The organism is Frankia sp. CeCAU1, from assembly GCF_977971845.1.
Genome location: NZ_CDWWXA010000006.1, coordinates 1 through 22,800 on the forward strand (window position 1 = coordinate 1; position 22,800 = coordinate 22,800).

General features: G+C 68.5%; 19 protein-coding genes and 1 pseudogene. 12 read left to right on the top strand and 8 right to left on the bottom strand.

The genetic code is table 11. The features are described from left to right. Nucleotides 1–270: 270 nt before the first annotated feature. Entirely contained in the window at nt 271–1,434 is a 1,164-nt protein-coding gene (locus AC08OO_RS02120) for an acyl-CoA dehydrogenase family protein (protein WP_011435988.1), read from the bottom strand. A 138-nt stretch (nt 1,435–1,572) separates the two neighbouring features. Then, nucleotides 1,573–2,424 carry a 3-hydroxybutyryl-CoA dehydrogenase gene (locus AC08OO_RS02125; protein ID WP_476607380.1) on the bottom strand — a complete coding sequence of 284 codons (852 nt, stop codon included), beginning with the start codon at nt 2,422–2,424 and terminating at the stop codon, nt 1,573–1,575. A gap of 75 nt (nt 2,425–2,499) precedes the next feature. Here AC08OO_RS02125 and AC08OO_RS02130 point away from each other — a divergent pair, with 75 nt between their 5' ends. Next, nucleotides 2,500–3,183: a TetR/AcrR family transcriptional regulator gene (locus AC08OO_RS02130; protein WP_476611476.1), complete on the top strand. Its 684-nt coding sequence runs from the start codon at nt 2,500–2,502 to the stop codon at nt 3,181–3,183. A 264-nt stretch (nt 3,184–3,447) separates the two neighbouring features. Beyond that, nucleotides 3,448–5,667: an SF1B family DNA helicase RecD2 gene (recD2, locus tag AC08OO_RS02135; protein ID WP_476618175.1), complete on the top strand. Its 2,220-nt coding sequence runs from the start codon at nt 3,448–3,450 to the stop codon at nt 5,665–5,667. Nucleotides 5,668–5,715: 48 nt separating this feature from the next. On the opposite strand, the gene AC08OO_RS02140 is transcribed toward recD2, so the two are convergent. Further along, nucleotides 5,716–5,943, bottom strand: a complete 228-nt coding sequence (locus tag AC08OO_RS02140; RefSeq protein ID WP_476611474.1) for a hypothetical protein — start codon at nt 5,941–5,943, stop codon at nt 5,716–5,718. Between the two features lie 190 nt (nt 5,944–6,133). On the opposite strand from AC08OO_RS02140, the gene AC08OO_RS02145 reads away from it, so the two are divergent. Together AC08OO_RS02145 and AC08OO_RS02150 are read left to right on the top strand one after the other, a co-directional pair. After that, nucleotides 6,134–7,966, top strand: coding sequence for an MFS transporter (locus tag AC08OO_RS02145; protein ID WP_476618176.1), 1,833 nt, complete (start codon nt 6,134–6,136; stop codon nt 7,964–7,966). A gap of 19 nt (nt 7,967–7,985) precedes the next feature. Next, nucleotides 7,986–8,588: a MerR family transcriptional regulator gene (locus AC08OO_RS02150; RefSeq protein WP_476618177.1), complete on the top strand. Its 603-nt coding sequence runs from the start codon at nt 7,986–7,988 to the stop codon at nt 8,586–8,588. 104 nt (nt 8,589–8,692) lie between these two features. Here the strand turns inward: AC08OO_RS02150 and AC08OO_RS02155 are convergent. Continuing rightward, nucleotides 8,693–9,634, bottom strand: a pseudogene (locus tag AC08OO_RS02155) (PP2C family protein-serine/threonine phosphatase); the annotation flags it as partial. Nucleotides 9,635–9,715: 81 nt separating this feature from the next. On the opposite strand from AC08OO_RS02155, the gene AC08OO_RS02160 reads away from it, so the two are divergent. Next, nucleotides 9,716–9,871 carry a hypothetical protein gene (locus AC08OO_RS02160; protein ID WP_476607386.1) on the top strand — a complete coding sequence of 52 codons (156 nt, stop codon included), beginning with the start codon at nt 9,716–9,718 and terminating at the stop codon, nt 9,869–9,871. Nucleotides 9,872–9,877: 6 nt separating this feature from the next. Here AC08OO_RS02160 and AC08OO_RS02165 read toward each other — a convergent pair whose 3' ends face one another. The 3 genes from AC08OO_RS02165 to AC08OO_RS02175 all read right to left on the bottom strand — a co-directional run bounded on the left by AC08OO_RS02165 (nt 9,878) and on the right by AC08OO_RS02175 (nt 12,954). Beyond that, nucleotides 9,878–10,639 carry a 3-hydroxyacyl-CoA dehydrogenase gene (locus AC08OO_RS02165; RefSeq protein WP_476607387.1) on the bottom strand — a complete coding sequence of 254 codons (762 nt, stop codon included), beginning with the start codon at nt 10,637–10,639 and terminating at the stop codon, nt 9,878–9,880. Between the two features lie 252 nt (nt 10,640–10,891). Continuing rightward, nucleotides 10,892–12,529, bottom strand: coding sequence for an LCP family protein (locus tag AC08OO_RS02170; RefSeq protein ID WP_476618178.1), 1,638 nt, complete (start codon nt 12,527–12,529; stop codon nt 10,892–10,894). Nucleotides 12,530–12,687: 158 nt separating this feature from the next. After that, on the bottom strand, nt 12,688–12,954 hold the full coding sequence (locus tag AC08OO_RS02175; RefSeq protein WP_011435998.1) for a DUF1876 domain-containing protein: 267 nt from the start codon (nt 12,952–12,954) through the stop codon (nt 12,688–12,690). 303 nt (nt 12,955–13,257) lie between these two features. Here AC08OO_RS02175 and AC08OO_RS02180 point away from each other — a divergent pair, with 303 nt between their 5' ends. After that, nucleotides 13,258–13,380, top strand: a complete 123-nt coding sequence (locus AC08OO_RS02180) for a hypothetical protein (RefSeq protein ID WP_476606848.1) — start codon at nt 13,258–13,260, stop codon at nt 13,378–13,380. Here AC08OO_RS02180 and AC08OO_RS02185 read toward each other — a convergent pair. After that, nucleotides 13,373–15,139: a GAF domain-containing sensor histidine kinase gene (locus AC08OO_RS02185; RefSeq protein WP_011435999.1), complete on the bottom strand. Its 1,767-nt coding sequence runs from the start codon at nt 15,137–15,139 to the stop codon at nt 13,373–13,375. The genes AC08OO_RS02180 and AC08OO_RS02185 overlap by 8 nt on opposite strands. 279 nt (nt 15,140–15,418) lie before the next feature. On the opposite strand from AC08OO_RS02185, the gene AC08OO_RS02190 reads away from it, so the two are divergent. The 6 genes from AC08OO_RS02190 to AC08OO_RS02215 all read left to right on the top strand — a co-directional run bounded on the left by AC08OO_RS02190 (nt 15,419) and on the right by AC08OO_RS02215 (nt 22,722). Then, the gene (locus AC08OO_RS02190; RefSeq protein ID WP_476618179.1) at nt 15,419–16,603 is read left to right on the top strand and encodes an acetyl-CoA hydrolase/transferase family protein; all 1,185 of its coding nucleotides are present in this window, start codon (nt 15,419–15,421) and stop codon (nt 16,601–16,603) included. 517 nt (nt 16,604–17,120) lie between these two features. Beyond that, the gene (locus AC08OO_RS02195) at nt 17,121–18,368 is read left to right on the top strand and encodes a glycosyltransferase family 4 protein (protein WP_476618190.1); all 1,248 of its coding nucleotides are present in this window, start codon (nt 17,121–17,123) and stop codon (nt 18,366–18,368) included. Continuing rightward, nucleotides 18,365–19,138 carry a glucose-1-phosphate cytidylyltransferase gene (rfbF, locus tag AC08OO_RS02200; RefSeq protein ID WP_476606850.1) on the top strand — a complete coding sequence of 258 codons (774 nt, stop codon included), beginning with the start codon at nt 18,365–18,367 and terminating at the stop codon, nt 19,136–19,138. Before AC08OO_RS02195 ends, rfbF begins: the two co-directional genes overlap by 4 nt. A gap of 5 nt (nt 19,139–19,143) precedes the next feature. Next, nucleotides 19,144–20,184: an NAD-dependent epimerase/dehydratase family protein gene (locus tag AC08OO_RS02205; protein ID WP_476606851.1), complete on the top strand. Its 1,041-nt coding sequence runs from the start codon at nt 19,144–19,146 to the stop codon at nt 20,182–20,184. A gap of 102 nt (nt 20,185–20,286) precedes the next feature. After that, on the top strand, nt 20,287–21,477 hold the full coding sequence (locus tag AC08OO_RS02210; protein WP_476618180.1) for a class I SAM-dependent methyltransferase: 1,191 nt from the start codon (nt 20,287–20,289) through the stop codon (nt 21,475–21,477). Continuing rightward, nucleotides 21,478–22,722 (top strand): class I SAM-dependent methyltransferase, encoded by a 1,245-nt coding sequence (locus AC08OO_RS02215; protein WP_476618181.1) that lies wholly within the window; start codon nt 21,478–21,480, stop codon nt 22,720–22,722. It abuts the gene before it with no gap. Nucleotides 22,723–22,800: the final 78 nt, after the last annotated feature.

A 22,800-nucleotide genomic window follows, 5' to 3' on the forward strand; every position in this document is an offset into this window, starting at 1 on the left:
GGCCAGGGGGAGGCCGGGAAAGGTCGGGGGTGACCTGGGAGGCCGAGAAAGGTCTGGGCAGGTGCGATCCTGGCCGACTCACGTCCGGTGCCGCCGCTGCTCGGTGAGTAACTCGTAGGACCGCACCTGCTCGGCGGGGGTGACCTGGCGGGGCCGGTTTTGCGCTTACGGCCACGACCCCGCCGGTGGCTACCGGCACCGAGCCTGCCCTACAGCCGACCCGGTGACTCCCATAAGCCTGCTAACTCCCGCTAGGTAGGGCCAGCGGAGTTAGCCGGCGAGGAGCTGGCGGGCCATGACGATGCGCTGGATCTGGTTGGTACCTTCGTAGATCTGGGTGATCTTGGCGTCCCGCATGAGCCGTTCGGCGGGGAAGTCCTGGGTGTAGCCGTAGCCGCCGAGTAGCTGTACGGCGTCGGTGGTCACCTGCATGGCGGTGTCCGACGCCAGACACTTGGCGGCGGCGCCGAAGAACGTGAGGTCGGCGTCCCCCCGCTCGGACTTGGCGGCGGCGACATACACCATCTGGCGCGCGGCCTCCAGCGCCATGGCCATGTCGGCAAGCATGAACTGGATCCCCTGGAAGTCCGCGATGCGCTTGCCGAACTGCTTGCGCTCCTTGACGTAGTTCAGGGCGAGGTCGAGTGCGCCCTGGGCGATGCCGATGGCTTGTGCACCGATGGTCACCCGAGTGTGGTCGAGAGTACGCAGCGCCAGCCGGAGGCCGTGACCGAGCTCGCCGATGAGACGATCCTCGGGAATGCGGCAGTCGTCGAAGAGCAGCTCGCGGGTCGGAGAGCCCTTGATGCCCAGCTTCTTCTCCGGGCTGCCGACGGAGAAGCCCGGGTCGGAGCTCTCCACGATGAAAGCGCTGATGTTGGCGCCGCGTCGGCCGTCGGGGTCGGTGACGGCGAGCACGGTGTAGTACTCGGAGATCCCCGCGTTGGTGATCCAGGACTTCTGCCCGGAGAGCACCCAGTGGTCGCCGTCGCGGACGGCGCGGGTCTTCATCGCAGCGGTGTCGGAGCCGGCCTCACGTTCGGAGAGGCCGTAGGAGAAGGCGGCCTCGCCGCGGGCCAGCGGTGGGAGGTATCGCTGTTTCAGGTCGTCGGTGCCGCCGAGGATGAGCGGGAGGCTGCCGAGCTTGTTCACGGCGGGGATCAGCGAGGAGGACGCGCAGACGCGGGCGACCTCCTCGATGACGATACAGGTGGCGAGCGCGTCGGCGCCGACGCCGTCGTATTCGACAGGGACGTGGGGCGCGTGGAAGTCGGAGGCCACCAGCGCGTCGTAGGCCTCCTGCGGGAACCGGCTGTGGGCGTCGACGTCGGCGGCGTACGGCGCGATCTTGTCGTAGGCCAGGGTGCGCACGGCGTCGCGCAACTCGAGGTGCTCGTCGCTGAGTCGGTACAGGTCGAAGTCGGTGGCGGTCATGGGTTCCTCGCTCACTAGGTCGCTTGCCAGGGCGCTCAGTTACTTCAGTTACCAGGGCGCTCAGTAGGTGCAGAAGAGTTACCAGGGCGCTCAGTAGGTGCAGAAGAGTTACCAGGGCGCTCAGTAGGTGTAGGGCGCTCAGTAGGTGTAGAAGCCGCGGCCGGTCTTGCGACCCAGCAGGCCGGCGTCGACCATGCGGGCCAGCAGCGGCGGCGGCGCATAGAGGGGTTCCTTGAACTCCTCGTACAGCGACTCGGCCACTGCCTTGGTGGTGTCCAGCCCGATCAGGTCAGCCAGCGCCAGCGGTCCTTGCGGGTGGGCGGCACCACGGACCAGTCCCTGGTCGATGTCCTCGGCCGTGGCGAACCCGGACTCCAGCATCCGGATCGCCGAGAGCACGAACGGGATCAGCAGGGCGTTGACCACGAAGCCCGCCCGGTCCTGGCAGTCGATGGCGTGCTTGCCCAGATCGTCCTGCACGAACGCCCGCGCCCGCTCGGTCGTCTCCGGGTCGGTCAGCAGGCTCGGCACCAGTTCGACCAGGGACAGCACCGGGACCGGGTTGAAGAAGTGGATACCCAGGACATGGGTGGGCCGTTCGGTGGCCACGGCGAGCTTCATGATCGGAATGGAGGAGGTGTTGGAGGCCAGCACCGCGTCCGGGTCCTTGACGACGTCGTCGAGTCGCTTGAACAGCGTGGACTTGGCGGTCTCGTCCTCGACGATCGCCTCCACCACGAGGCCGCGGTCGGCCAGGGCCTCGATGTCCTCGACGACCTGGATGCGTTCGAGTACTTCCGTGGCGCTGGCCACCTTGCCGCGGCTCTCCGCGCGGGACAGTGATGTCTCCAGGCGTTGCCGTCCAGCGGTCACGGCGGGCGTGGTCATCTCCACGACGACCACGTCCTTGCCGGCACGGGCGCAGACCTCGGCGATCCCGGCACCCATCAGGCCACAGCCGACGATACCGACCTTGTTGATGGCGTTCACCTGGCTCCTCCTCCACGGTGTTGGTACGCAGTATCATAGTTGTGGAACTACGTACCACCAAGTAATTTCGGTGCTGTGGAGCAGCAGCCGGCCCGCTTGGCCAAGGACAGGCTCGTCGCGGCGGCGTTCGAGCTCTTCGAGGAGCATGGCTTCGAGGGCACGACGGTCGACGACATCGCGCAACGCGCGGGCGTCGGTCGGACGACGTTCTTCCGGATCTACCGGTCCAAGGAGGACGTGATCTTTCCCGAGCACGACGTGCTGCTCGGCCACATCGAAGCCCGGCTTGCGACCGCCGCTCCAGAGACCCGCGGGCTCGCTCTCGCGGAGGCTGCCCGCATAGTGCTGCAGCACTACCTCGCCGAGGGCGGGCTCGCCCGCGCCCGCTACCGCCTGACCAGCACCGTCCCTGCACTGCGCGCCCGCGAGGTGGCCGGCATCCGGCAGTATCAGCGCCTGTTCGCCAGGTTCCTGCGTGACTGGATGGGCAACGCGCCCGACGGCGCCCTGCGTGCCGAGCTGGTGTCCGCGGCCATCGTCACCGCCCACAACCATGTGCTCCGACGCTGGCTCCGAGGCGAGACCACCTCCCCCGGCGAGGAGTTCAACCGTGCGATGGAGGTGGCGCTCGAGCATCTCGAAACACCTGCTGAAGCCGGGACAGCCGTTGTCGTATTCCGCACCTCCGCCGGCGTGGACGCCGTGGTCACCCGGCTGCGTCGGGCACTTGAAGAGGAACAGCGGCGCCCCTTGAGCTAGCGAGGGTGTCTGAAAGGGATGCCGGCGGACCTACTTCGCGGTACTGGTCACGGAAGGGGACGCCTCGGACCGCACCGGGGAACGGTGGCGATCGACCGAAGGGCAGGATGGGCACACGGTCCGGGGCGGACACCGCCCGCCCGGCTGCTCTGCTCGTTGCCCCGCTCGGTCCGTTACCCTGCTACCCCATCCGAAGCTGGAGATCGTCTTGTCCCACCCCGAGGAAGCGGTGATTCTCATCGTCCCGGCGTCCCGGCGGCTACCATGACCGGACGCGAACCCTTCCGCGGCGCGGTCCTCGATGCGGTGCTGGAACGGATCACCTATGCCAACGAGGAGACCGGCTACACGGTCGCGCGGGTTGACACCGGGCGTGGCGGTGACCTGGTGACCGTCGTCGGGGCGTTGCTCGGCGCGCAGCCGGGGGAGTCGCTACGGATGCGGGGGCGATGGGGTTCGCATCCGCAGTACGGCCGCCAGTTCCAGGTCGAGGATTACACGACCGTGCTGCCGGCGACCGTCCAGGGCGTGCAGCGCTATCTCGGCTCGGGCCTCATCAAGGGCATCGGTCCGCGCCTGGCCGAACGCATCGTCGAGCATTTCGGGGTCGCGGCGCTGGACGTCATCGAAAAGGAGCCGGAACGACTCATCGAGGTGCCGAAGCTCGGCCCGAAGCGTACCAGGGCGATCGCCGAGGCGTGGGAGGAACAGAAGGCCATCAAGGAGGTGATGGTCTTTCTTCAGGGGGTGGGTGTGTCCACCTCGCTGGCGGTGCGGATCTACAAACAGTACGGGGACGCGTCGATCGGTGTGGTGCGCAATGAGCCCTACCGGCTGGCCACGGACGTCTGGGGCATCGGGTTCCGCACCGCGGACACCATCGCGAAGGCGGTGGGGATTCCGCATGACAGCCCGCAGCGGATCAAGGCTGGCCTGCTGTTCACGCTGTCCGAGGCCACCGACGGCGGTGGCCACTGCTTTCTGCCCGAGCCCCGGCTCATCAGCGACGCCGTGCAGATTCTCCAGGTCGACACCGGTGACGTCATCGAGTGCCTGGGGGAGCTGGTTGCCGAGGACGGGGTCGTCCGGGAGGAGGTTCCAAGCGAGGATCCGGCGACGCCGACGGCCGCGATCTACCTGGTGCCGTTCCACCGGGCCGAGATCTCCGTTGCCGGCCAGTTGCGCCGCCTGCTGAATACCGGCGCGGACCGGTTGGCCGCCTTCGCCTTGGTGGACTGGGACCGGGCGTTGGGCTGGCTGCGGGAGCGGACCGGGGTCGAGCTCGCGCCGGCCCAGCGCGATGCGGTGCAGCTTGCCCTGACGTCCAGGGTCGCCGTGCTGACGGGCGGACCGGGCTGCGGCAAGAGTTTCACCGTCCGCTCCATCGTGACGCTCGCGTTGGCCCGGCAGGCGAAGGTGATCCTCGCCGCGCCGACCGGCCGGGCCGCGAAGCGGCTGACCGAGCTGACCGGGCACGAGGCATCGACGGTGCACCGGCTGCTGGAGCTGCGGCCGGGCGGTGACGCCGCCTTCGACCGGGACCGCCCGCTCGACGCCGACCTGATCGTCGTCGACGAGGCGTCGATGGTCGACCTGCTACTGGCGAACAAGCTTGCCAAGGCGGTTCCGCCCGGCGCGCATCTGCTGCTGGTCGGCGACGTCGACCAGCTGCCGTCGGTCGGTGCCGGCCAGGTGCTACGCGACCTGCTCGCCGAGGGGACGCCGATCCCGCATGTCCGGCTCACCCAGGTCTTCCGAGCGGCGACCGAGTCCGGGGTGGTGACCAACGCGCACCGCATCAACCGTGGTGACTATCCGCTGGTCCGGGGATTGCCCGACTTCTTCTTGTTCGCCGCGGAGGAGGCGGAGGAGGCGGCGAAAATCACCGCGGAGGTGGTCGCCCGGCGGATTCCGGCGAAGTTCGGGCTCGATCCGCGCCGGGACGTGCAGGTGCTGACCCCGATGCACCGCGGCCCGGCGGGGGCCGGCGCGCTGAACACCCTGCTGCAGGAGGCCCTGACGCCGTCCCGCCCGAACGTGGCCGAGCGGCGCTTTGGTAGCCGGACGTTCCGGGTCGGCGACAAGGTTACGCAGGTGCGCAACAACTACGACAAGGGCGCGAGTGGGGTCTTCAACGGCACTCTCGGCGTGGTCACCGCGCTGGATGTGGAGAACCAGACGCTCACTATCCGGACCGACGAGGACGAGGACATCGACTACGACTTCGGGGAACTCGACGAGCTGACCCACGCCTACGCGGTGACGATCCACCGCTCCCAGGGCAGTGAGTACCCCGCGGTCGTCATCCCGCTCACCACCAGCGCCTGGATGATGCTGCAACGCAATCTGCTCTACACGGCCGTCACCCGGGCGAAGAAGCTGGTCGTGCTGGTGGGATCCCGCCGGGCGATCGGCCAGGCGGTGCGGGCCGCCGGTCACGGCCAGCGGCACACCGCGCTCGACCACCGGCTGCGTAGCGGGTGACTGGTGAACACCACCTACCACCGGCTCGTAACGGTAACGGCGACACGGTCAGCTCGACGCCGCCACGCCCAGGCTCACGCTGGTTGCCGCGGCTATGACCGCTGCCTCCGCTTCCGCGATGACCTTCTTGACGATCGGGGCGACCGGCGTCAGGTCGGTCGCCGTCCGGATCCGCTCCTTCGCGTGCCCGCGGGACGCGCGCTCGGGTGCCACCACATCGAGTAGACAGGCCGGGCCCGCGAGCGCGAGCAGGAGAAGTTCCTCGGCGAGCAGCATCGTCGTCTCCTCATTCGTCGGCGTTCGTGCCCCGGACCCCTACCTGGTCCGGGGACGGGGGCGCCCGGTCGGCAGGCTGGCAATCCCCGGTCGCGAAGCCGACGCCCACAACGGCGTATATCGGCCTCCGACCGCTATGAACCATGTCACATCTACCGCTGACGTTAGATGGAGGCGCTACCTTCGTGCGGTGACGCCTTCCGACACCGCCGCCGGCACTCTGTCGCTTGAGGCCGACGAGGTCCTGGCCCGGCCCGGTCCGGACAACTACAAGTGGATCGCGCTGTCGAACGCGACCATTGGCATCCTGATGGTGACGATCAACAGTTCGATTCTTCTCATCGCCCTTCCGGACATCTTCCGGGGAATCGAGATAGACCCGCTCGCACCGGAGAACACCGCGTACTTCCTCTGGATCCTGATGGGATTCCTGCTGGTCACCTCGGTGCTCGTGGTGAGTCTGGGGCGGGTCGGCGACATGTTCGGCCGGGTGCGGATGTACAACCTCGGCTTCGCGATCTTCACGCTGTTCTCGATCCTGCTCGCCGTCACCTGGATGCATGGCACGGTAGCCGCCTGGTGGATCATCATCATGCGGGTGCTGCAGGGCGTGGGCGGTGCCTTCCTCTTCGCCAACTCCAGCGCGATCATCACTGACGCCTTCCCGGAGGACGAACGCGGGCTCGCCCTGGGGGTCAACGGCGTCGCGGCGATCGTCGGATCATTTCTGGGGCTGTTGATCGGCGGTCTGCTGGCGCCGGTCGAATGGCATCTGGTCTTTCTCGTCTCGGTGCCGTTCGGCATCTTCGGGACGGTCTGGGCCTACCTGAAGCTGCGCGACAACGGGGCGCGCACCCAGGCCCGGATCGACTGGGCCGGCAACATCACGTTCGCGGTCGGCCTCATCGCGATCCTGACCGGCATCGTCTACGGGCTGCAGCCCTATGGCGGTCACACGATGGGCTGGACCAAGCCGTTCGTGCTGAGCTGCCTGTTCGGTGGTCTCGCGGTGCTGATCGGCTTCGTCGTCATCGAGCTGCGCTCCGCCGACCCGATGTTCCGTCTGGACCTGTTCCGGAGCCGGACCTTCACCATGGGCAGCATCGCGGCTCTGCTCGGCGCGCTCGCCCGTGGTGGCCTGCAGTTCATGTTGATCATCTGGCTGCAGGGGATCTGGTTGCCGCTGCATGGCTACAGCTTCGAGAAGACCCCGCTGTGGGCCGGCATCTACCTGATTCCGGTGACCGTCGGATTCCTGGTGGCGGGGCCGCTGGCCGGCCGGTTCGCGGACCGCTACGGTGCGCGTCCGTTCGCCACCCTGGGACTGGTGATCACGGCGGTGGCGTTCCTGCTGTTCGACGCCATTCCCATCGACTTCGACTATCCGTGGTTCGCGCTGATCCTGTTGCTGATGGGCCTGTCCATGGGCCTGTTCGCGGGGCCGAACACCAGCAGCGTGATGAACACCCTGCCGCCCAACCAGCGCGGTGCCGGTGCCGGCATGCTCAACACGTTCCAGAACTCGGCCAGCGTGCTGTCCATCGGTGTTTTCTTCACCATCATCGCGCTCGGGCTGGCCGCCAGCCTTCCGGACGCCATGTACTCCGGACTTGTCGGGCAGGGCGTCTCCCCGGCGAAGGCGCACGAGCTGGCGAACCTGCCGCCGATCGGCAGCCTGTTCGCCGCGTTCCTCGGGTACAACCCCACCGAGCGACTGCTCGGCCCGGACACCCTGTCGCAGCTCGACCCGGCGAAGGCCGACTTCCTCACCGGGCACACCTTCTTCCCGAACCTCATCTCCGGGCCGTTCGGTGACGGTCTGCGCCTCGCCTTCGCCTTCGCTGCCGTCGCCTGCCTGGTCGCCGCGGGCTTCTCCTGGCTGCGCGGGAAGCAGCGGCCGCACGTGCGCCGTCCGCTGCTTGAAGAGACGGCCGAGGGGCTGGCCGGCGCGGGCGACATCGCGGCGATGGAGGACGGCGCCGGGAGCGCTCTTCCGAGCAGCCCCCTGGCCGCCGAGCGATAGGACGCGGGCTGGGCCGAGCGTGAGAAAGGCCCTGACGTCGATGATCAGAGCCGCCGATGGCGCCGTGCGGGCCGATGGCGCCGTGCGGGCCGATGGCGCCGTGCGGAACAATTGCCTGGTGCGGGACGGCGACGCGGCCAAGAGCCCGGTCAAGAGTGCAGCCAAGAGCGCGGTCAAGGATGCGGCTCGTGGCCTGCGCGGGATCGGTCAGGCCGCGCAGGAACTGGGCGTCTCGGTGCGGGCCCTGCGGTATTACCAGGAGGTGGGGCTGCTCACCCCGTCCGGGCGCACCCTGGGCGGGAACCGGCTGTACGCGGATTCCGACCTCGTCCGGGTGCGGCGCATCCGCGAGCTGCAGACGCTGCTCGGCTTCAACCTGGACGAGATCCGCACGATCCTCGCCTACGAGGATCGTCTCGCCCAGGTCCGGCAGGAGTACCATGCGGCGTCCGACGACGCGGACCGCATCCGGCTGCTGACCGAGGGCACGTCGGCATACCGGAGGCTCCGCGTCGAGATCGACGAGAAAATCAGCCGGCTGGTGGCCTTCCGTGACGAGATCGACGAACGGATCGAGCGGGCGGACCGGCTGGCCAGGGGGGTCGCCGACAGCTCCCAGTGATCATCCGATCGTCGGGTTGGGCCGGCGTGCCGGGTCGGTCCGGGAACCTCGACCGCGAGGAGCGCCACATCGTCGTTCAGCGTCGATCGCGTCCAGTCCCGGACCCGGTCGGCGAGATCGGTCAGCGCCTCGTCGAGTGACGTGTGGGCGAACGCGGCCTCGGCCGCGGGCAGCAGGGGGAAGAAGGCGCCGGTCGTGAGGGCGCGTGCCTCGGTGATGCCGTCGGTGTAGAACAGCAGGCGATCCCCCGCCCGCAGCACGGCGTCCGTCACGTTGCTCCCGTCCGTGATCAGCCCGAGCGGTGGCAGCCTGGACGAGACAGTGAGCAGATCCGCCTGCCCGGCACGAACGAGAACGGGATCGGGATGTCCCGCGTTCGCCAGCGTCAGACGGCTGCCGTCGACCTGCCCGACGACCGCGGTGACGAAGTCGTCCAGGCCGCTGGCATCGGCGACCTCCGCGTCGAGGTTCGCCAGCAGATCGCGCAGGTCGCCCGTGCGTCGACTCATCAGCCGGAAGCAGCTGAGCACCCGGCTCGCGATCCGCACGGCGTCGAGCCCCTTGCCCCGTACGTCACCAATGAGCAGGCGGGTTCCCCACGGGCTGTCGACGACCTCGTACAGATCCCCACCGATCATGGCCTCCACGGTGGCACTCTCGTAGCGGACGGCGAACCGCAGCCCGCCGGACGACGACGGGACGGGACTGAGGATCGTCTGCTGCGCCACCTCGGCCACCCGAGTGACGTTCTGCAGCTTCGTCTCGCGTCGGATGTTGTACCGGCTGACCAGGACGGCCATCACTCCGCCGGCCGTGACCCCGACCAGCCGGACCACCTGGGCCGTCGGGCCACCGCCGCTCCGGCCGAACAGGTCATCGTGCAGACCCAGCAGGATGCCCGCCAGGACCGCCGCCACCCCGTAGCCTGCGGTCAGCCGGGGTCCGGCGAACGTGGCCGCGAGCATGGGGCTCAGAATCGCGAGTCCGATCACGTTCCATTTCTGGTTGCTCAGTTGCAGTCCGACCACCAGGGCGAGTATGAGCATCGGGGCGATTGGGGCGAACCAGCGCAGCACCCTCAGCACCCCCGGGAGATCCGCCCGGGGATCTCGCCTTGGCCGGGCCGCATGGGTGTCTGTCTACCCGCGAGCGGTCCGGACCGAACCCGCCGGAGCCTGCTTCCAGGGGTCCTCACCAGCCAGCATGGACGCGCTGACCCGGTGGCGGACCCGGCCGCCGAGACCTCGATCGCGCGCCTCGCCGAGCAGCTCGCGGCGCTGTGAACCCGTTCAGCGGGGTGCCATCCGGATGGCACCGTCGAGGCGGATGGTCTCGCCGTTGAGCATGGGGTTCGCGATGATCTGGGTCGCGAGCAGGCCGTACTCGTCGGGGGAGCCCAGGCGCGAGGGGTGCGGGACCTGCTGGCCGAGAGAGACGCGAGCCGGCTCCGGCAGCGAGGCGAGCAGCGGGGTGTCGAACAGGCCGGGGGCGATGGTCACCACGCGGATCTTCAGACCGGCGAGGTCGCGGGCGATCGGCAGCGTCATGCCGACGATGCCGCCCTTGGACGCCGAGTAGGCGGCCTGCCCGATCTGGCCCTCGAACGCCGCCACGGACGCGGTGTTGATGATGACGCCACGCTCACCGTCGATCTCCTCGGTCCTGCTGATCCGCTCGGCCGCGAGTCGGATGACGTTGAACGAGCCGATCAGGTTGACCTTGACGACCCGCTCGAAGATGGCCAGTGGGAACGGCCCTTCCTTGCTCAGCGTCTTGGCGGCGTTGCTGATGCCGGCGCAGTTGACGGCGATGCGCAGCGGGCCCAGCTCGGCCGCTACGTCCAGGGCTGCCGTCACGTCCTGCTCGGAGGTGACGTCGCCGGGGCTGAATCGCACCGAACTGCCGAACTTCTCCGCGACCGCCGCGCCGTTCGAGGACGGGAGGTCGAGGAGGACCACGCTGGCACCAGCGTCGATGAGCCGGGTGGCGGTGGCAAGGCCGAGGCCGGAAGCCCCGCCGGTCACCACGGCGACTGAATCCGTGATCTGCACGTGAGTTCCTCTCCGGGAGGGACATCGGCCGGAGGCGCGGCCTTGGCTGTGCGGGGTGGAGCTGGGGGAACGAGCCGGCCGTCCCCCGACCGGCGACCAGGGGAGGCGGCCATCCGTGCACACCCCCGAAGACGTGCACACCCCGGAAGAGTAGTGCAAGCCGCGCGGGCGGACAGCGCTCCCGTGGGCCGCCAGCTCCGCGCTGCCCACCGGTTGGCGCGGATTGGGACCGGGCCGGTGGGACCAGGAGGATCAGTAGGTGCAGGTGGGCGGGCCCGGCGAGGGCGCTCCCGGCGGCGCCGGTCCGGCGGCGGGTCCGGCCGCCGCCGGTGCGGGCGCAGGCGCGGTCCTACCGGCCGTCACGCTCGGCGTCACCACCGCGGTGAAGCCGGAGCCCAGGACGAGCTGGACACCGGTGATGCTCGCATCGGCGAGCAGGACCGAGCCGGGCACCGCCGCGGCGACGGTGTTCGCCTCGGCCTCCTGCCCGGGGGCGTAGACCACCCGGGAGGTCTCGTGGGTGAGGACCGAGGCGTTGCCGGCGTTGCGGGCGTGGAAGCCCTTGACAGTCAGCTGCTCGGTGACCTTGGAGGCGAGTCCGGCCCGCGACGAGCCGTTGTAGACGGCGACCCGGACCTGGGAGGGCGCGGCGGCGGCGCCGGGAGCGAGCGCCGGACCGGTCCCCCCGCTCCCGGCGTCGATGGTAGAACTCGCGCCCTCGGCCTTGCCACCCATCGGCGCGACGATGCGCTGCAGGTCGTCCGGCCGGTAGAACTGCACGGAGGCCGGGACTCCGTGCAGGCGGATGTTGCCGTTGTCGTCGATCGCCCCCTCGGCGCGGGTCGGCGCGTGGACGGGCACGGTCTGCATCTGGAGGCCCCCGGTGGCCAGCCCGCGGACTCGGGTGCCGAGGCTGCGCAGGTCGGCGATGCTGGTGCGGTTGTCGAGGGTGAGCGCGCTCGCTGCCGCCGATACCAGCTTCTGGGCCTTGATCGGGTTCGTCAGGGTGTCGTCTGCCATGATCTTGTGGAACATCGAGCCGATGAACTGCTGCTGCCGGCGGATGCGGTCGAAGTCGCCGTCCGGCAGGCCGTGGCGTTGGCGAACGAAGGCCAGGGCCTGGTCGCCGCCGAGCTGGATCGTCCCGGGCCCACCGACGAATCCGCTCATCGGGTCGTTGGTGTTCGTGCTCATCCGCCACCGCCCGCGGTCGTCCTGGTAGCGGCTCGGTTTCGCGTCCGACGGCTTGATGCAGACCTGGACACCGCCGATGGCATCGGTGATCTCCTTGAAACCCTCCAGGTCCATCGAGATGTAGTGGTCGACCTGCAGGCCGGTCAGGCTCTGCACCGTCTGCACCAACAGCGACGGGCCGCCTACGGAGATCGCGGCGTTGAACTTGTCGTGCCAGGCCTTGTGACGTTTGCCGGCCCCATCGGTGTACTCGGGGATCAGCACATACATGTCGCGGGGGAAGGAGACCATGGTGGTGCTCCCATCCTTCGTCAGGTGCGCGAGGATCGTCGTGTCGGAGCGCTGGCCCGGCGCGTCTCCGTACTTACCGTTGGTACCGGCGCGGCTGTCGGTTCCGACCAGCAGGTAGTTCGCGGTCCCCACCCCGCCGGAGTCGCCGCCCGAACCGAGGCCGAGGTCGACCCGGTTGACCTTGCCGTCGACATAGAAGTACGCGGCCCAGCCCCCCACCGTGGCCACGAACACGAGGCAGGACACGCAGGCCAGGAAGACCCGCAACCCGCGACGCCTAGCCGACCGTCCGCCGCGTGCCGACCCGGATCCCGACCGGCCGGACCCCGATCCCCGCGGGTCGAGCCGGGGCGGAAGCACCCGCGCGTGGTCGGCGGCGTCGTTCTGCGGGTGCGGTGCGGTCACTTCCCGCCTCTCCTTGAGCGGTCCGGCGAGCAGGGTCCGGCATGGCACGGAAAGTAACACGAATGGTTTCATGCTCCCTTATGAGGGGTTCAGCCGAGTTTGGCCATATCCGGGTGAGCGGCGGCGGCTCCACCGGCTTCACCGGCGGCGGACGACGATCACATAGTCCGGTCGGGTCCCGCCATCGCCGCCTGGATGTTTTCGGCGGCCGCGTCGAACAGGCGGTGTGCCAGCTCCGACAACGCGCGCGCGGCGGCCACCTCGTCCCCGATCTCGGGAACGTCGGACTCCCCGGGGTGCAGCCGGGCCTGTCCCGTCCCGTGTAGATCGTCGCGGGCGCTGCCGTGCAGGGCCGCATCCGCCTGGGTACGGCCGTGCTGCTCCGTCAGGGAGATCTGCACGGTCCAGGTTCTCGTGGTGGTCATCTCGGCCTCCGTCCGACGAGTTCTCCTCGGATGAGTTCTTCCTGGTTGTCACGTGCCCGCGTGGTCCCCGGTGACACGGGGGGGTGACACGGTGCCCGGCCCGGGCACCGCCCGGCCCGGGCACCCACAGGTGGCGCACGGCCCGTTCCTCGGCGCTCTTGATGTTGGGCATCCTCCGCCTTCCGGTATTGCCGGGATTCACCGTCCCGGCAACGGGAAGGCGCGGGGCGCCGCGCCGGTTGGTCCAGGAGAAACCGGCCCCCGGGAGGGACTGGTCCGAACGCGAGGACGGGAGGCGAGTGGATGACGACCGAGGCACGAGGGCGGATTCGACTCGAACAGGGCCGCAAGCGGGTGCGGACGTATCTGGGCGGCCAGCTGGTCGCGGATCCGTCGGCCGGCGGGATCCGCGGACGGGTCAGCTAGTCGGCACCGACCAGCGCAGCTGGGTGCCGCCGTCGGGGCCCGGGCCGAGTTCGAAGGTCCCGCCGAGATCCCGCGCCCGGGCCCGCATGTTCGCCAGCCCGCTGCGGCGGGTGGTAGGGCCGATGCCGACCCCGTCGTCCACCACGTCGACGGTGACGGCGCCGCTCGCGGCGGTCACGGTCACCTCGACACTGCTCGCCTTGGCATGCCGGGCGGCGTTGGACAGCGCCTCGCGCACGACCGCGATCAGATGGTCGCCGACGGTAGAGCCGATCATCGTGTCCACCGGTCCGTCCAGCCGGACCCGCGGGGTGAAGCCGAACGCGCCGGTCATGTCGTCGATGACGCCCAGGATCTGCGCCCGCAGGCCGCTGCCCGTCGCCGGTGCCGCCCGGCCCCGCAGCTCGAAGATGGTGTGGCGGATCTCCCGTACCGTCTCGTCGAGATCCTCCACGTAGGTGTTCATCCGTTCCGCCCGGGTGGGCCGCTCCTCGCTGGCCGCGAGGCCCTGCAGGCCCATCGCCACCGCGAACAGGCGTTGCATCACGTGGTCGTGCAGGTCGCGGGCGATCCGGTCGCGGTCCTCCAGCAGGGACAGCCGGCCGCGTGCGGCCCGGGAGCGGGCGAGTTCCAGCGCGAGCGCGACGTGCGCGGCGAACGCGGCCGCCAACTCCAGGTCCGCGTCTGTGAACAGGTCACCGCCCCGGCGCCGGGCGAGGATCAGCGCCCCGGACGTGACATGTGACGTGATCAGCGGAACGATCATCGTTGGCCCGATGTCGAGGTCGTGGACCTCGGATTCGGCCAGTTCGCGGACGTCGGCGACGACCAGCGGCGCATGGTCGCATACCGCGCGGCCGGCCAGCGAGCTCTCTATCGGTACCCGTCGGCCCCGCAGCAGGTCCGCGTCCTGCCCGGCGGCGACGTCGAAGGACAGCTCGGTCGCCGTCTCCGACCCGAGGGCCAGCGCCGTCGTGTCCGCGCGGGCGACGTCGCGGGCCCGCTGGACGATCAGCTCCAGCGGGTCGTCGCCGTCGGCGAGCAGATGCCGGGTGATGTCGGCGGATGCCTGCGACCACTGCTGGCGATGCTGGGCCTCCCCGAACAGCCGGGCGTTGTCGATCGCCACACCGGCGTTCGCGGCCAGCGCGAGCGCCAGCTCCTCGTCCTCCGCGGTGAACACCCGACCGCCGCGTTTCTCGGTGAGGTAAAGATTGCCGAAGACCTCGTTGCGGACCCGGATCGGCACCCCGAGGAAGGCCCGCATCGGTGGATGGCCCGGGGGGAAACCGACCGCCTGGAGGTGGTCGGCGATGTCGTCGAGGCGCACCGGCCGCGGTTCCGCGATGAGCAGGCCCAGCACGCCGTCTCCCCGGGGCAGCCGCCCTATCGTCTCGACGAGTCCCGGGTCCATCCCGACGTGCACGAACTGTTCGAGCCGGCCGTCGCGGGAGATTACCCCGAGCGCGCCGTAGCGGGCGTCGACCAGCTCGCACGCGGACTCGACGATGCGCCGTAGCACCACGTCGAGACTGAGGTCGGCGGTGACCATCCGGTTGGCCCGCAGCAGGCCGTGCAGCCGGCTTTGAGTGGCCAGAACGTCCTGGGCCCGGTCCACCAGCTGGGCGAGAAGCTCGTCGAGCTCGAGCCGAGCGACCGCAGGAAAGATCAGCTCTCCCGGCGGTCCCGGAGACGGCGCGGTGCCGGCCAGATCGGAGGTCCCTTCGTCCGCGGAGGCGAGGTCCCGTTCGGACTCCATGTTCTCAAGACGATAACCGACCGGGCCTGGGCCGGCATGATCCGCGGGATGAGGCGATGACCATTCTTCGCTGGCCGCGCACCGGTACGCCACCATGCGGGTATGGATATTGTCAGCGAGGCGGAGTTCGGTCGCCGCATCGAGACCCATCTCGCCGCGGGCTCCGGTGTGGGCGGTGGAGCCGGTACTCGTGGAGCCGGTACTCGTGGAGCCGGTCCTCGTGGAGCCGGTCCTGGGGTAGCCGGTCCTGGCCGATGGCGGTCGGCCACGCCGCGGGTCGTGGCGGCGGGGAACTTCGCCACCCCGCTCGTCGCGTTGCGTGCGATCGACGCGGTGGTGAGTGAATACCGCCTCTTTATGATCAACGCTCAGGGTGGCGTGCCGGAACGCGGCGGCGTGACGCCGGAGACCGCGTTCGTCGGCCCGGCGATGCGCAACGTGCCCGGCCTCGACTACCTGCCCAACCGGCTCAGCCTCGTGCCCCGCCTGCTCGCGACCACTCACCGGCCCGACGTCGTCGTGTTGCACACCAGCGTGCCCGACGGGGGGAAGGTCTCGCTTGGCACCGAAGTCAACATCCTGCCGGCCGCGGTCGAGGCGGCCCGCGCGCACGGGGGACTGGTGGTCGCCCAGCTCAACCCGGCGATGCCCTACACCTTCGGCGACGGTGAACTGAGCATCGATGATGTCGACCTCGCCGTGGAGGTGGAGCAGCCGCTCGCCAGCCCCGCGGTCACGCCCGTCGACGACGTCCGCGGGCAGATCGGCGAGCGGGTCGCCGCGCTCGTCGAGGACGGGGCGACCCTGCAGCTCGGCATCGGCGGTGTCCCGAACGCCACGCTGTCGGCCCTCGTCGACCGGCGGGATCTGCGCGTGTGGACCGAGACCTTCTCCGATGGCATGCTCGCGCTCGAAGCCTCCGGCGCGCTGGCCGCCGGGACACCGCTGCGGACCTCGTTCCTGTTCGGGTCGGCCGATCTCTACTCGTGGGCGCACCGCAATCCGCGGCTGCTGCTGGTGCGCACCGAAATCGTGAACGACCCGGGGGTCATCGCCCGGCAGCCGCGGATGACCTCGATCAACACCGCGCTGCAGGTGGACCTGTATGCGCAGGCGAACGCGTCCTGGATCCGCAACCGCATCTACTCCGGCTTCGGTGGGCAGTCCGACTTCGTCGTCGGCGCGCTGCACGCGGCCGACGGCAAGGCGATCATCGCCCTGCCGAGCCGGCATGCCCGGTCGGGGGATTCCTGTGTGCTGCCGCGGCTCACCAGCCCGGTCACCAGTTTCCAGCACAGCTACGTCGTGTCCGAGAACGGGACCGCGGCCGTGTGGGGGCGCGGCCAGCACGAACAGACCGCCCGACTCATCGACCAGGTCGCCCACTCCGACGCCCGAGCCGGCCTGACGGAGGCGGCCGGGTCGCTGGGACTGCTCGCCGGCCGCGCATCGTCAACCGTCTGATCCGATGATCGTCTGATTCGGTAAGCTGACCAGAAAGCCGAGGAACGCACGACAAGTCACCGGGTGGTCCGCCGCCAGGAGCGGATTTGCGTCAAAAAGCGCGAGAGTGCCCCGGGCATTAAAGACGCGAACACGGCATCCATGGCGGCCATGGCTGCCGCCGTCAAACAGCATGGCTGGAATAAGCCGCCCCCAACGGTCAGTTCTGTCGTTCCTGCGTCGAGAATCGGCCGAGCCCGGCCCCAAGACGCGACACGCAAGTTTTTCAATCGCCGGTGACGCCCAGGCCGACCGCTAGCCTCGCCATGACGGAAAGGAAAGGATAGGTCCACCGTCCGCGGGCAACGGGGTCGTTCATCTTCGGGAGAAAAATGTGGGACAGACACGCGACGGGACTATCTCGTTGGCTACGGGCGCGAATACTCTCACGTCGGCGCCTGACACCGACTCGACCGAATCTCCCGACATCGGCGACGCAGGACGGGTTCTGATCGTAGTTCAGAACCTGCCGATTCTGATCGACCATCGGACGTGGCAGGAATGCCAGGCGCTTCGCGACCAGGGCTACCAGGTTGCCGTAATATGCCCACGGGGCCCGGGGCAGCGGCGTCACCAGATCGTTGACGGCGTCAGCATCTGGACGTATCGGGGCGCACCCCGGACCCAGGGTGTGCTCAGTTACGTCTTCGAGTTCGGCTACTGCTGGGCGCGAACCGCTGTCCTGTCCGTCGCCGTGGCCCGCCGGCACGGATTCGACGTGATCCAGGCATGTAACCCGCCGGACACGTACTGGGCGCTTGCGCTGTTCTACAAGCCATTCGGCAAGAAGTTCGTCTTCGACCATCATGATCTTTGTCCGGAACTCTATCGCTCACGGTTCGGTAAGGACGGTGGGCTGTTGCTCCGCGCGTTGCTGCTGCTTGAACGGATGAATCAGCGGGTCGCCGACCACGTGATCGTGACCAACGAATCTTACCGGCGGCTGGCCCTGACCAGGGGGCGGCTGCCGTCGGAACGGGTGACCGTCGTCCGAAACGGACCGGACCCCGAACTGATGAAGCCCGCCGCGGAGCGTCCCGAATTGCGGCGCGGCCGGCAGCACCTTGCCTGTTATCTGGGAATAATGGGCCCGCAGGACGGTGTCGACCGACTCCTCGATGCCATACATCACTATGTCCATGTTCTCGGGCGCACCGACTGCGCCTTCGCCCTGCTGGGATTTGGTGACTGTCTGGACGATCTGCGGAAACAGTCGAGCCGGCTCGGTCTCGACGACTGGGTCGAGTTCACCGGGCGGGCCGACGACCAGATGATCCGGGACTACCTGTCCACCGCCACGGTCGGATTGTCGCCGGACCCGCGGAGCCCGCTGAACGAGGTGTCCACCATGTCCAAGACGCTCGAATACATGGCCTATGCACTGCCGGTGGTGGCCTATGACCTGACCGAGACCCGGGTGAGCGCCGAGGACGCCGCCGTCTACGTACCCTCCGACACGGTGGCGGACTTCGCCCGGACCCTCGCCGAACTGCTGACGGACCCGGACCGACGCCGGACCCTTGGCGCCCGGGGTCGGGAGCGCATTGTGAACGAACTGTCCTGGCGGTATTCGGAGCCCCGCTACGTCGGGGTCCACGACCGGCTACGTGGTCGCCGGGCCGGCCACCCCAGTATCCCGGTCCCTCGTCAGGGCGGCTTGACCCGAGTGAGCGGCTCGGCAGCGCCGGTTCACGCGACCGGCTCCCGGGAACGAGCGGAACGATGAAGGTCGGTATTCTTGCCGGCGGTCTGGGCAGCCGGTTGGCGGAGGAGACGGTCATCAAACCCAAACCGATGATCGAGATCGGCAACCGGCCGATCATCTGGCACATCATGAAGTACTACGCTCACTTCCAGTTCACCGATTTTACGATCGCCCTGGGGTATAAAGGCGAATACATCAAACGCTGGCTGGTGGACTACGCGGCGCTGACCAGTGATCTCACGGTGTCGCTTCGGCAGGGCGATGTGGAGCGGCACGGGGGTACCTCGGAGGATTGGCGGGTAAATCTGGTCGACACCGGTCAGAACACCGCCACCGGCGGTCGTATCAGGCGACTCGCGCCCTGGCTCGGCGACGCGGGGACGTTCATGTTGACCTGGGGGGACGGCGTAGCGGACATCGATCTCAACGCGTTGCTCGACTTCCACCGCTCGCATGGCAGGATCGCCACACTGACCGCCGTGCGGCCACCCGCCCGGTTCGGTCATCTCGAGCTGGCCGGGGACCAGATCGTGGAGTTCTCGGAGAAACCACAGGCCGGCGAGGGATGGATCAACGGTGCCTTCTTTGCCCTGGAACCGCAGGTCTTCGACTACATTGCCGGCGACGACACCCAGTTCGAGAAGGAGCCCCTTGAGAGGCTCGCCAAGGACGGTCAGCTCATGGCGTATCGGCATGGCGGCTTCTGGCAGTGCATGGACACGGTACGCGACCGCAAACTCCTGCAGTCACTGTGGGATGGTGGCTGTGCGCCCTGGAAGGTATGGGACTGAGCTCGATGCGTATTCTGGTCACCGGACACGACGGATATATAGGAACCCGTCTCATCCCGCTCTTCCGGGCTGCCGGACACGACGTGGTGGGTCTGGACAGCGGGCTGTTCTCTGGGTGTACCCTCGGACCCGATCCGGACTTCGTGCCGGCGTTGAAACTTGATATTCGGGACGTCCGGCCGTCCCATCTGGAGGGTTACGACGCGGTGGTCCATCTGGCGGGCATATCCAATGATCCGCTGGGTGATCTGAACCCAGCCGTGACCTATGACATCAACGCCCGGGGGACGTTGCTGGTTGGGCGTGCCGCCAAGGCCGCGGGCGTACCGCGTTTCGTCTTCTCGTCCTCGTGCAGCCTCTATGGTGCGCACGGAGACGCGCCCATCGACGAGTCGGCCGAGTTTCATCCGGTGACTCCCTACGGTGAGTCAAAAGTGATCGCCGAACGAGAGCTCGCCGAGCTTGCCGATGACGATTTCAGCCCGGTCTTCCTGCGTAACGCCACGGCGTACGGCGTCTCACCCCGACTGCGTGGTGACCTCGTGGTGAACAATCTCACCGGCTACGCGGTGACGACCGGCGAGGTTTACCTCAAGAGCGACGGGACGCCGTGGCGACCGCTGGTACACATCGAGGACATCGCCCGGGCGATGCTCGCCGTGTGCGAGGAACCCCGCGAGAAGATCCACCTCAAGGCCTACAATGTCGGCCGGTCGGCGGAGAACTATCGAATACGCGACGTGGCCGCGATCGTCGAGGAGGTCGTGCCGGGCGGCCGGGTAGTCTTCGCGGACACGGCCGGGCCGGACAAGCGGAACTACCGGGTGGACTGCGACCGTATCGCCGAGGAGATACCGGGATTCCGGCCGGTGTGGACCGTCCGCAAGGGGGTCGAGGAGCTCTACCTGGCCTACGTCGCCGCCGGGCTGACCAAGGAGGAGCTGATCGGCTCCCGCTTCCAGCGGATCCAGCGCATCCAGCAACTCATGGCGGACGGTCTGCTCGACGTCACCCTGCGGTCGGCCGCACCGATGCGGGTGCCATGAGCGTGCTCGGCCGCCGCTGCCGCAGCTCGACATACCTGCGGCGACGTACCCGCGGCGGGGCGGCCGGTTCATCCTTCCCGTTCCGACACCGAGGGTCGTACCATGACTGACCAGTCCACCGCCTGCCCCGCCTGTGGCGGTTCCCGTCTCACCTCCGTCTATACAAGGGACGACGTCCCGTCGCACAGTTGTCTGCTGCTGGCCGACGAGGACGAGGCCCGGGCGTTCCCGAAGGGTGACCTGCGGATCGCCTTCTGCGAGCGCTGCGGCTTCATCATGAACACGGCCTTCGATCCGACCAAGAACCAGTATTCCGCCCGGTACGAGGAGACGCAGGCATTCTCCACCCGATTTCAGGAGTTCGCGCGGGACCTCGCCAAGCGCTGGACCGACAAGTACGATCTGTACGGGAAGACGGTCCTGGAGATCGGGTGCGGCAAGGGTGAGTTTCTCGTCCACCTGGTGGAGCAGGGTGCCGGCGCCGGCATCGGGATCGACCCGGGTGTCCGGCCCGAGCGCATCACCAGCCCGGTTGCCGGCCGGCTGACCTGGATCACGGATCTCTACTCCGAGCGGTATGCGCACCTGACCGCCGATGCCGTCGTGTGCCGGCACACCCTGGAGCACATCGCGCCGGTCGGCGACTTCATGCGGATGATCAGGGCCGCGCTCGGTGACCGGACCGATATCCCGGTCCTCTTTGAGCTGCCGGACGTCCTGCGGGTGCTGCAGGAGGCGGCGTTCTGGGATGTGTACTACGAGCACTGCTCCTATTTCAGCGCCGGTTCGCTGGCGAGGTTGTTCCGAGCTACCGGGTTCGAGGTGCTCGACGTCTCCCTCGACTATGACGATCAGTACCTGCTGATCGAGGCGCGGCCGTCCACCGTTCCGGCGGCCGGTGACCCGCTGCCGATCGAGGACGACCTGGCCACCCTGCGCGTCGGGGTACGGCACTTCCAGCGTGAGGTGGCCACGACGCTGAACCGGTGGAGCGAGATGCTGTGGCGCGGGCACCAGCGCGGCGAAAAAGCGGCGATCTGGGGTTCGGGTTCCAAAGGTGTGTCGTTTCTGGCGACCCTCGGCCCGGCCGCCGACCTGGTCCGCTACGCCGTCGACATCAACCCGCACAAACACGGCATGTTCATGGCGGGCAGCGGCCACCGTATCGTCCCGTCCGAGTGGCTGCGGGAAGATAGGCCGGATCTTCTGATCATCATGAATCCGATCTATCGTGACGAGATCGCGGGGGAGTTGACCCGGCTGGGCGTCGACACCGAGCTGAGGGCCGTCTGAGTGAGCAATGTCTGCCTGGTGAACAACGTCTGTCCGGTGACCAATGTCTGTCCGGCATGCCAGGGCACCGCGCTCGAAGACCTGGTACGTGTTGAGCGTTCGCCGGTGATGACCGGCGTGCTGTGGCCGTCGCGGGAGGCCGCCATGACCGCGCAGCGCCGTGCTCTGGAGCTGTCGCTGTGTGCCGAGTGCGGCACCGTGGTCAATGTCGCGTTCGAGGCCGGCCTCGTCGAGTACGGCGGCGAGTACGACAACTCGCTGCACTTCTCGCCCGCCTTCCGGGCATACGCCGAGGCGTTGGCGGACCGTCTGATCGTCCGGCACAACCTGGTGGGGCGGGAGGTTGTCGAGATCGGGTCGGGCAAGGGGGACTTCCTGCGCCTGTTGTGTGCCCGGGGACTGTGTGCCGGAACCGGGTACGACCCGACCTACATCGGCCCCGAACGTGCCGACGACGCCGCGGTGACCTTTGTGGTCGACCTGTACGGTTCGCGCTATTCCCATCTCCCGGCGGATCTTGTCGTCTGCCGGCACGTCCTCGAGCACGTGTCCGATCCACTGGGCTTTCTGACCGATATCCGTAATGCGCTGGGCGGCCGGGACGCGTCGCTGTATCTTGAGGTGCCCAACGGCGGCTTCGTCCTCGGCGAGGCGGGGGTGTGGGACTTCATCTACCCGCACGTGTCGTACTTCTCGCCGGCTGGACTTCGGCGGGTGGTGAGCGCGGCCGGGTTCACCGTCACCGACGCCGGAACATCCTACGGTGACCAGTTCCTCTGGATCGAGGCCAAGACGGCGCCGACAACCCGTCCGTCCGGTCGGATCGGACCGGCCGCCGGCGAGGACGTGGTGGCGACGGACCGCTTCGTGGTCCAGGCCAGAAAGTTCGGTGACGTCTACCGGGAGGTTGTCGGGCGCTGGTCCGCGCATCTCGCCGACCTGGCGACGGACGCCGATTCCGCCTGGGACGCGCCGCGTGCGCTGGTCTGGGGCGCGGGGTCCAAGGGGGTGGCATTCCTCAACGTGTTGGACGTCGGTTCCGCCGTGCGGGGAGTCGTCGACCTCAACCCGCGGAAGAGGGGCCTGTTCGTGCCCGGCACCGGGCATCCGGTGTTGGCACCCGAGGACCTGTCGGTGGAGCGGGTGGGGCGCGTTTTTCTCCCGAATCCGCTGTATCTGGACGAGGTGCGCGGCCGGTTGGCGGAACTGGGTGTGCCCGCGGAGGTCGTGCCACTTAGCAGCTGACAATCTCGTCAGCAGAGGTTCGGCTCCGGTCGGACGGAGGGACGATGGAGAATGGCCATACCTGCCGACAGCGGCACC

Bases quoted from the DNA above. Each gene is read 5' to 3' on its own strand.
- AC08OO_RS02120 (WP_011435988.1), bottom strand. From the start codon at position 1,434: ATGACCGCCACCGACTTCGACCTGTACCGACTCAGCGACGAGCACCTC.
- recD2 (WP_476618175.1), top strand. From the start codon at position 3,448: ATGACCGGACGCGAACCCTTCCGCGGCGCGGTCCTCGATGCGGTGCTG.
- AC08OO_RS02140 (WP_476611474.1), bottom strand. From the start codon at position 5,943: ATGCTGCTCGCCGAGGAACTTCTCCTGCTCGCGCTCGCGGGCCCGGCC.
- AC08OO_RS02160 (WP_476607386.1), top strand. From the start codon at position 9,716: ATGGGTGTCTGTCTACCCGCGAGCGGTCCGGACCGAACCCGCCGGAGC.
- AC08OO_RS02175 (WP_011435998.1), bottom strand. From the start codon at position 12,954: ATGACCACCACGAGAACCTGGACCGTGCAGATCTCCCTGACGGAGCAG.
- AC08OO_RS02180 (WP_476606848.1), top strand. From the start codon at position 13,258: ATGACGACCGAGGCACGAGGGCGGATTCGACTCGAACAGGGCCGCAAG.
- AC08OO_RS02185 (WP_011435999.1), bottom strand. From the start codon at position 15,139: ATGGAGTCCGAACGGGACCTCGCCTCCGCGGACGAAGGGACCTCCGAT.
- rfbF (WP_476606850.1), top strand. From the start codon at position 18,365: ATGAAGGTCGGTATTCTTGCCGGCGGTCTGGGCAGCCGGTTGGCGGAG.
- AC08OO_RS02205 (WP_476606851.1), top strand. From the start codon at position 19,144: ATGCGTATTCTGGTCACCGGACACGACGGATATATAGGAACCCGTCTC.
- AC08OO_RS02210 (WP_476618180.1), top strand. From the start codon at position 20,287: ATGACTGACCAGTCCACCGCCTGCCCCGCCTGTGGCGGTTCCCGTCTC.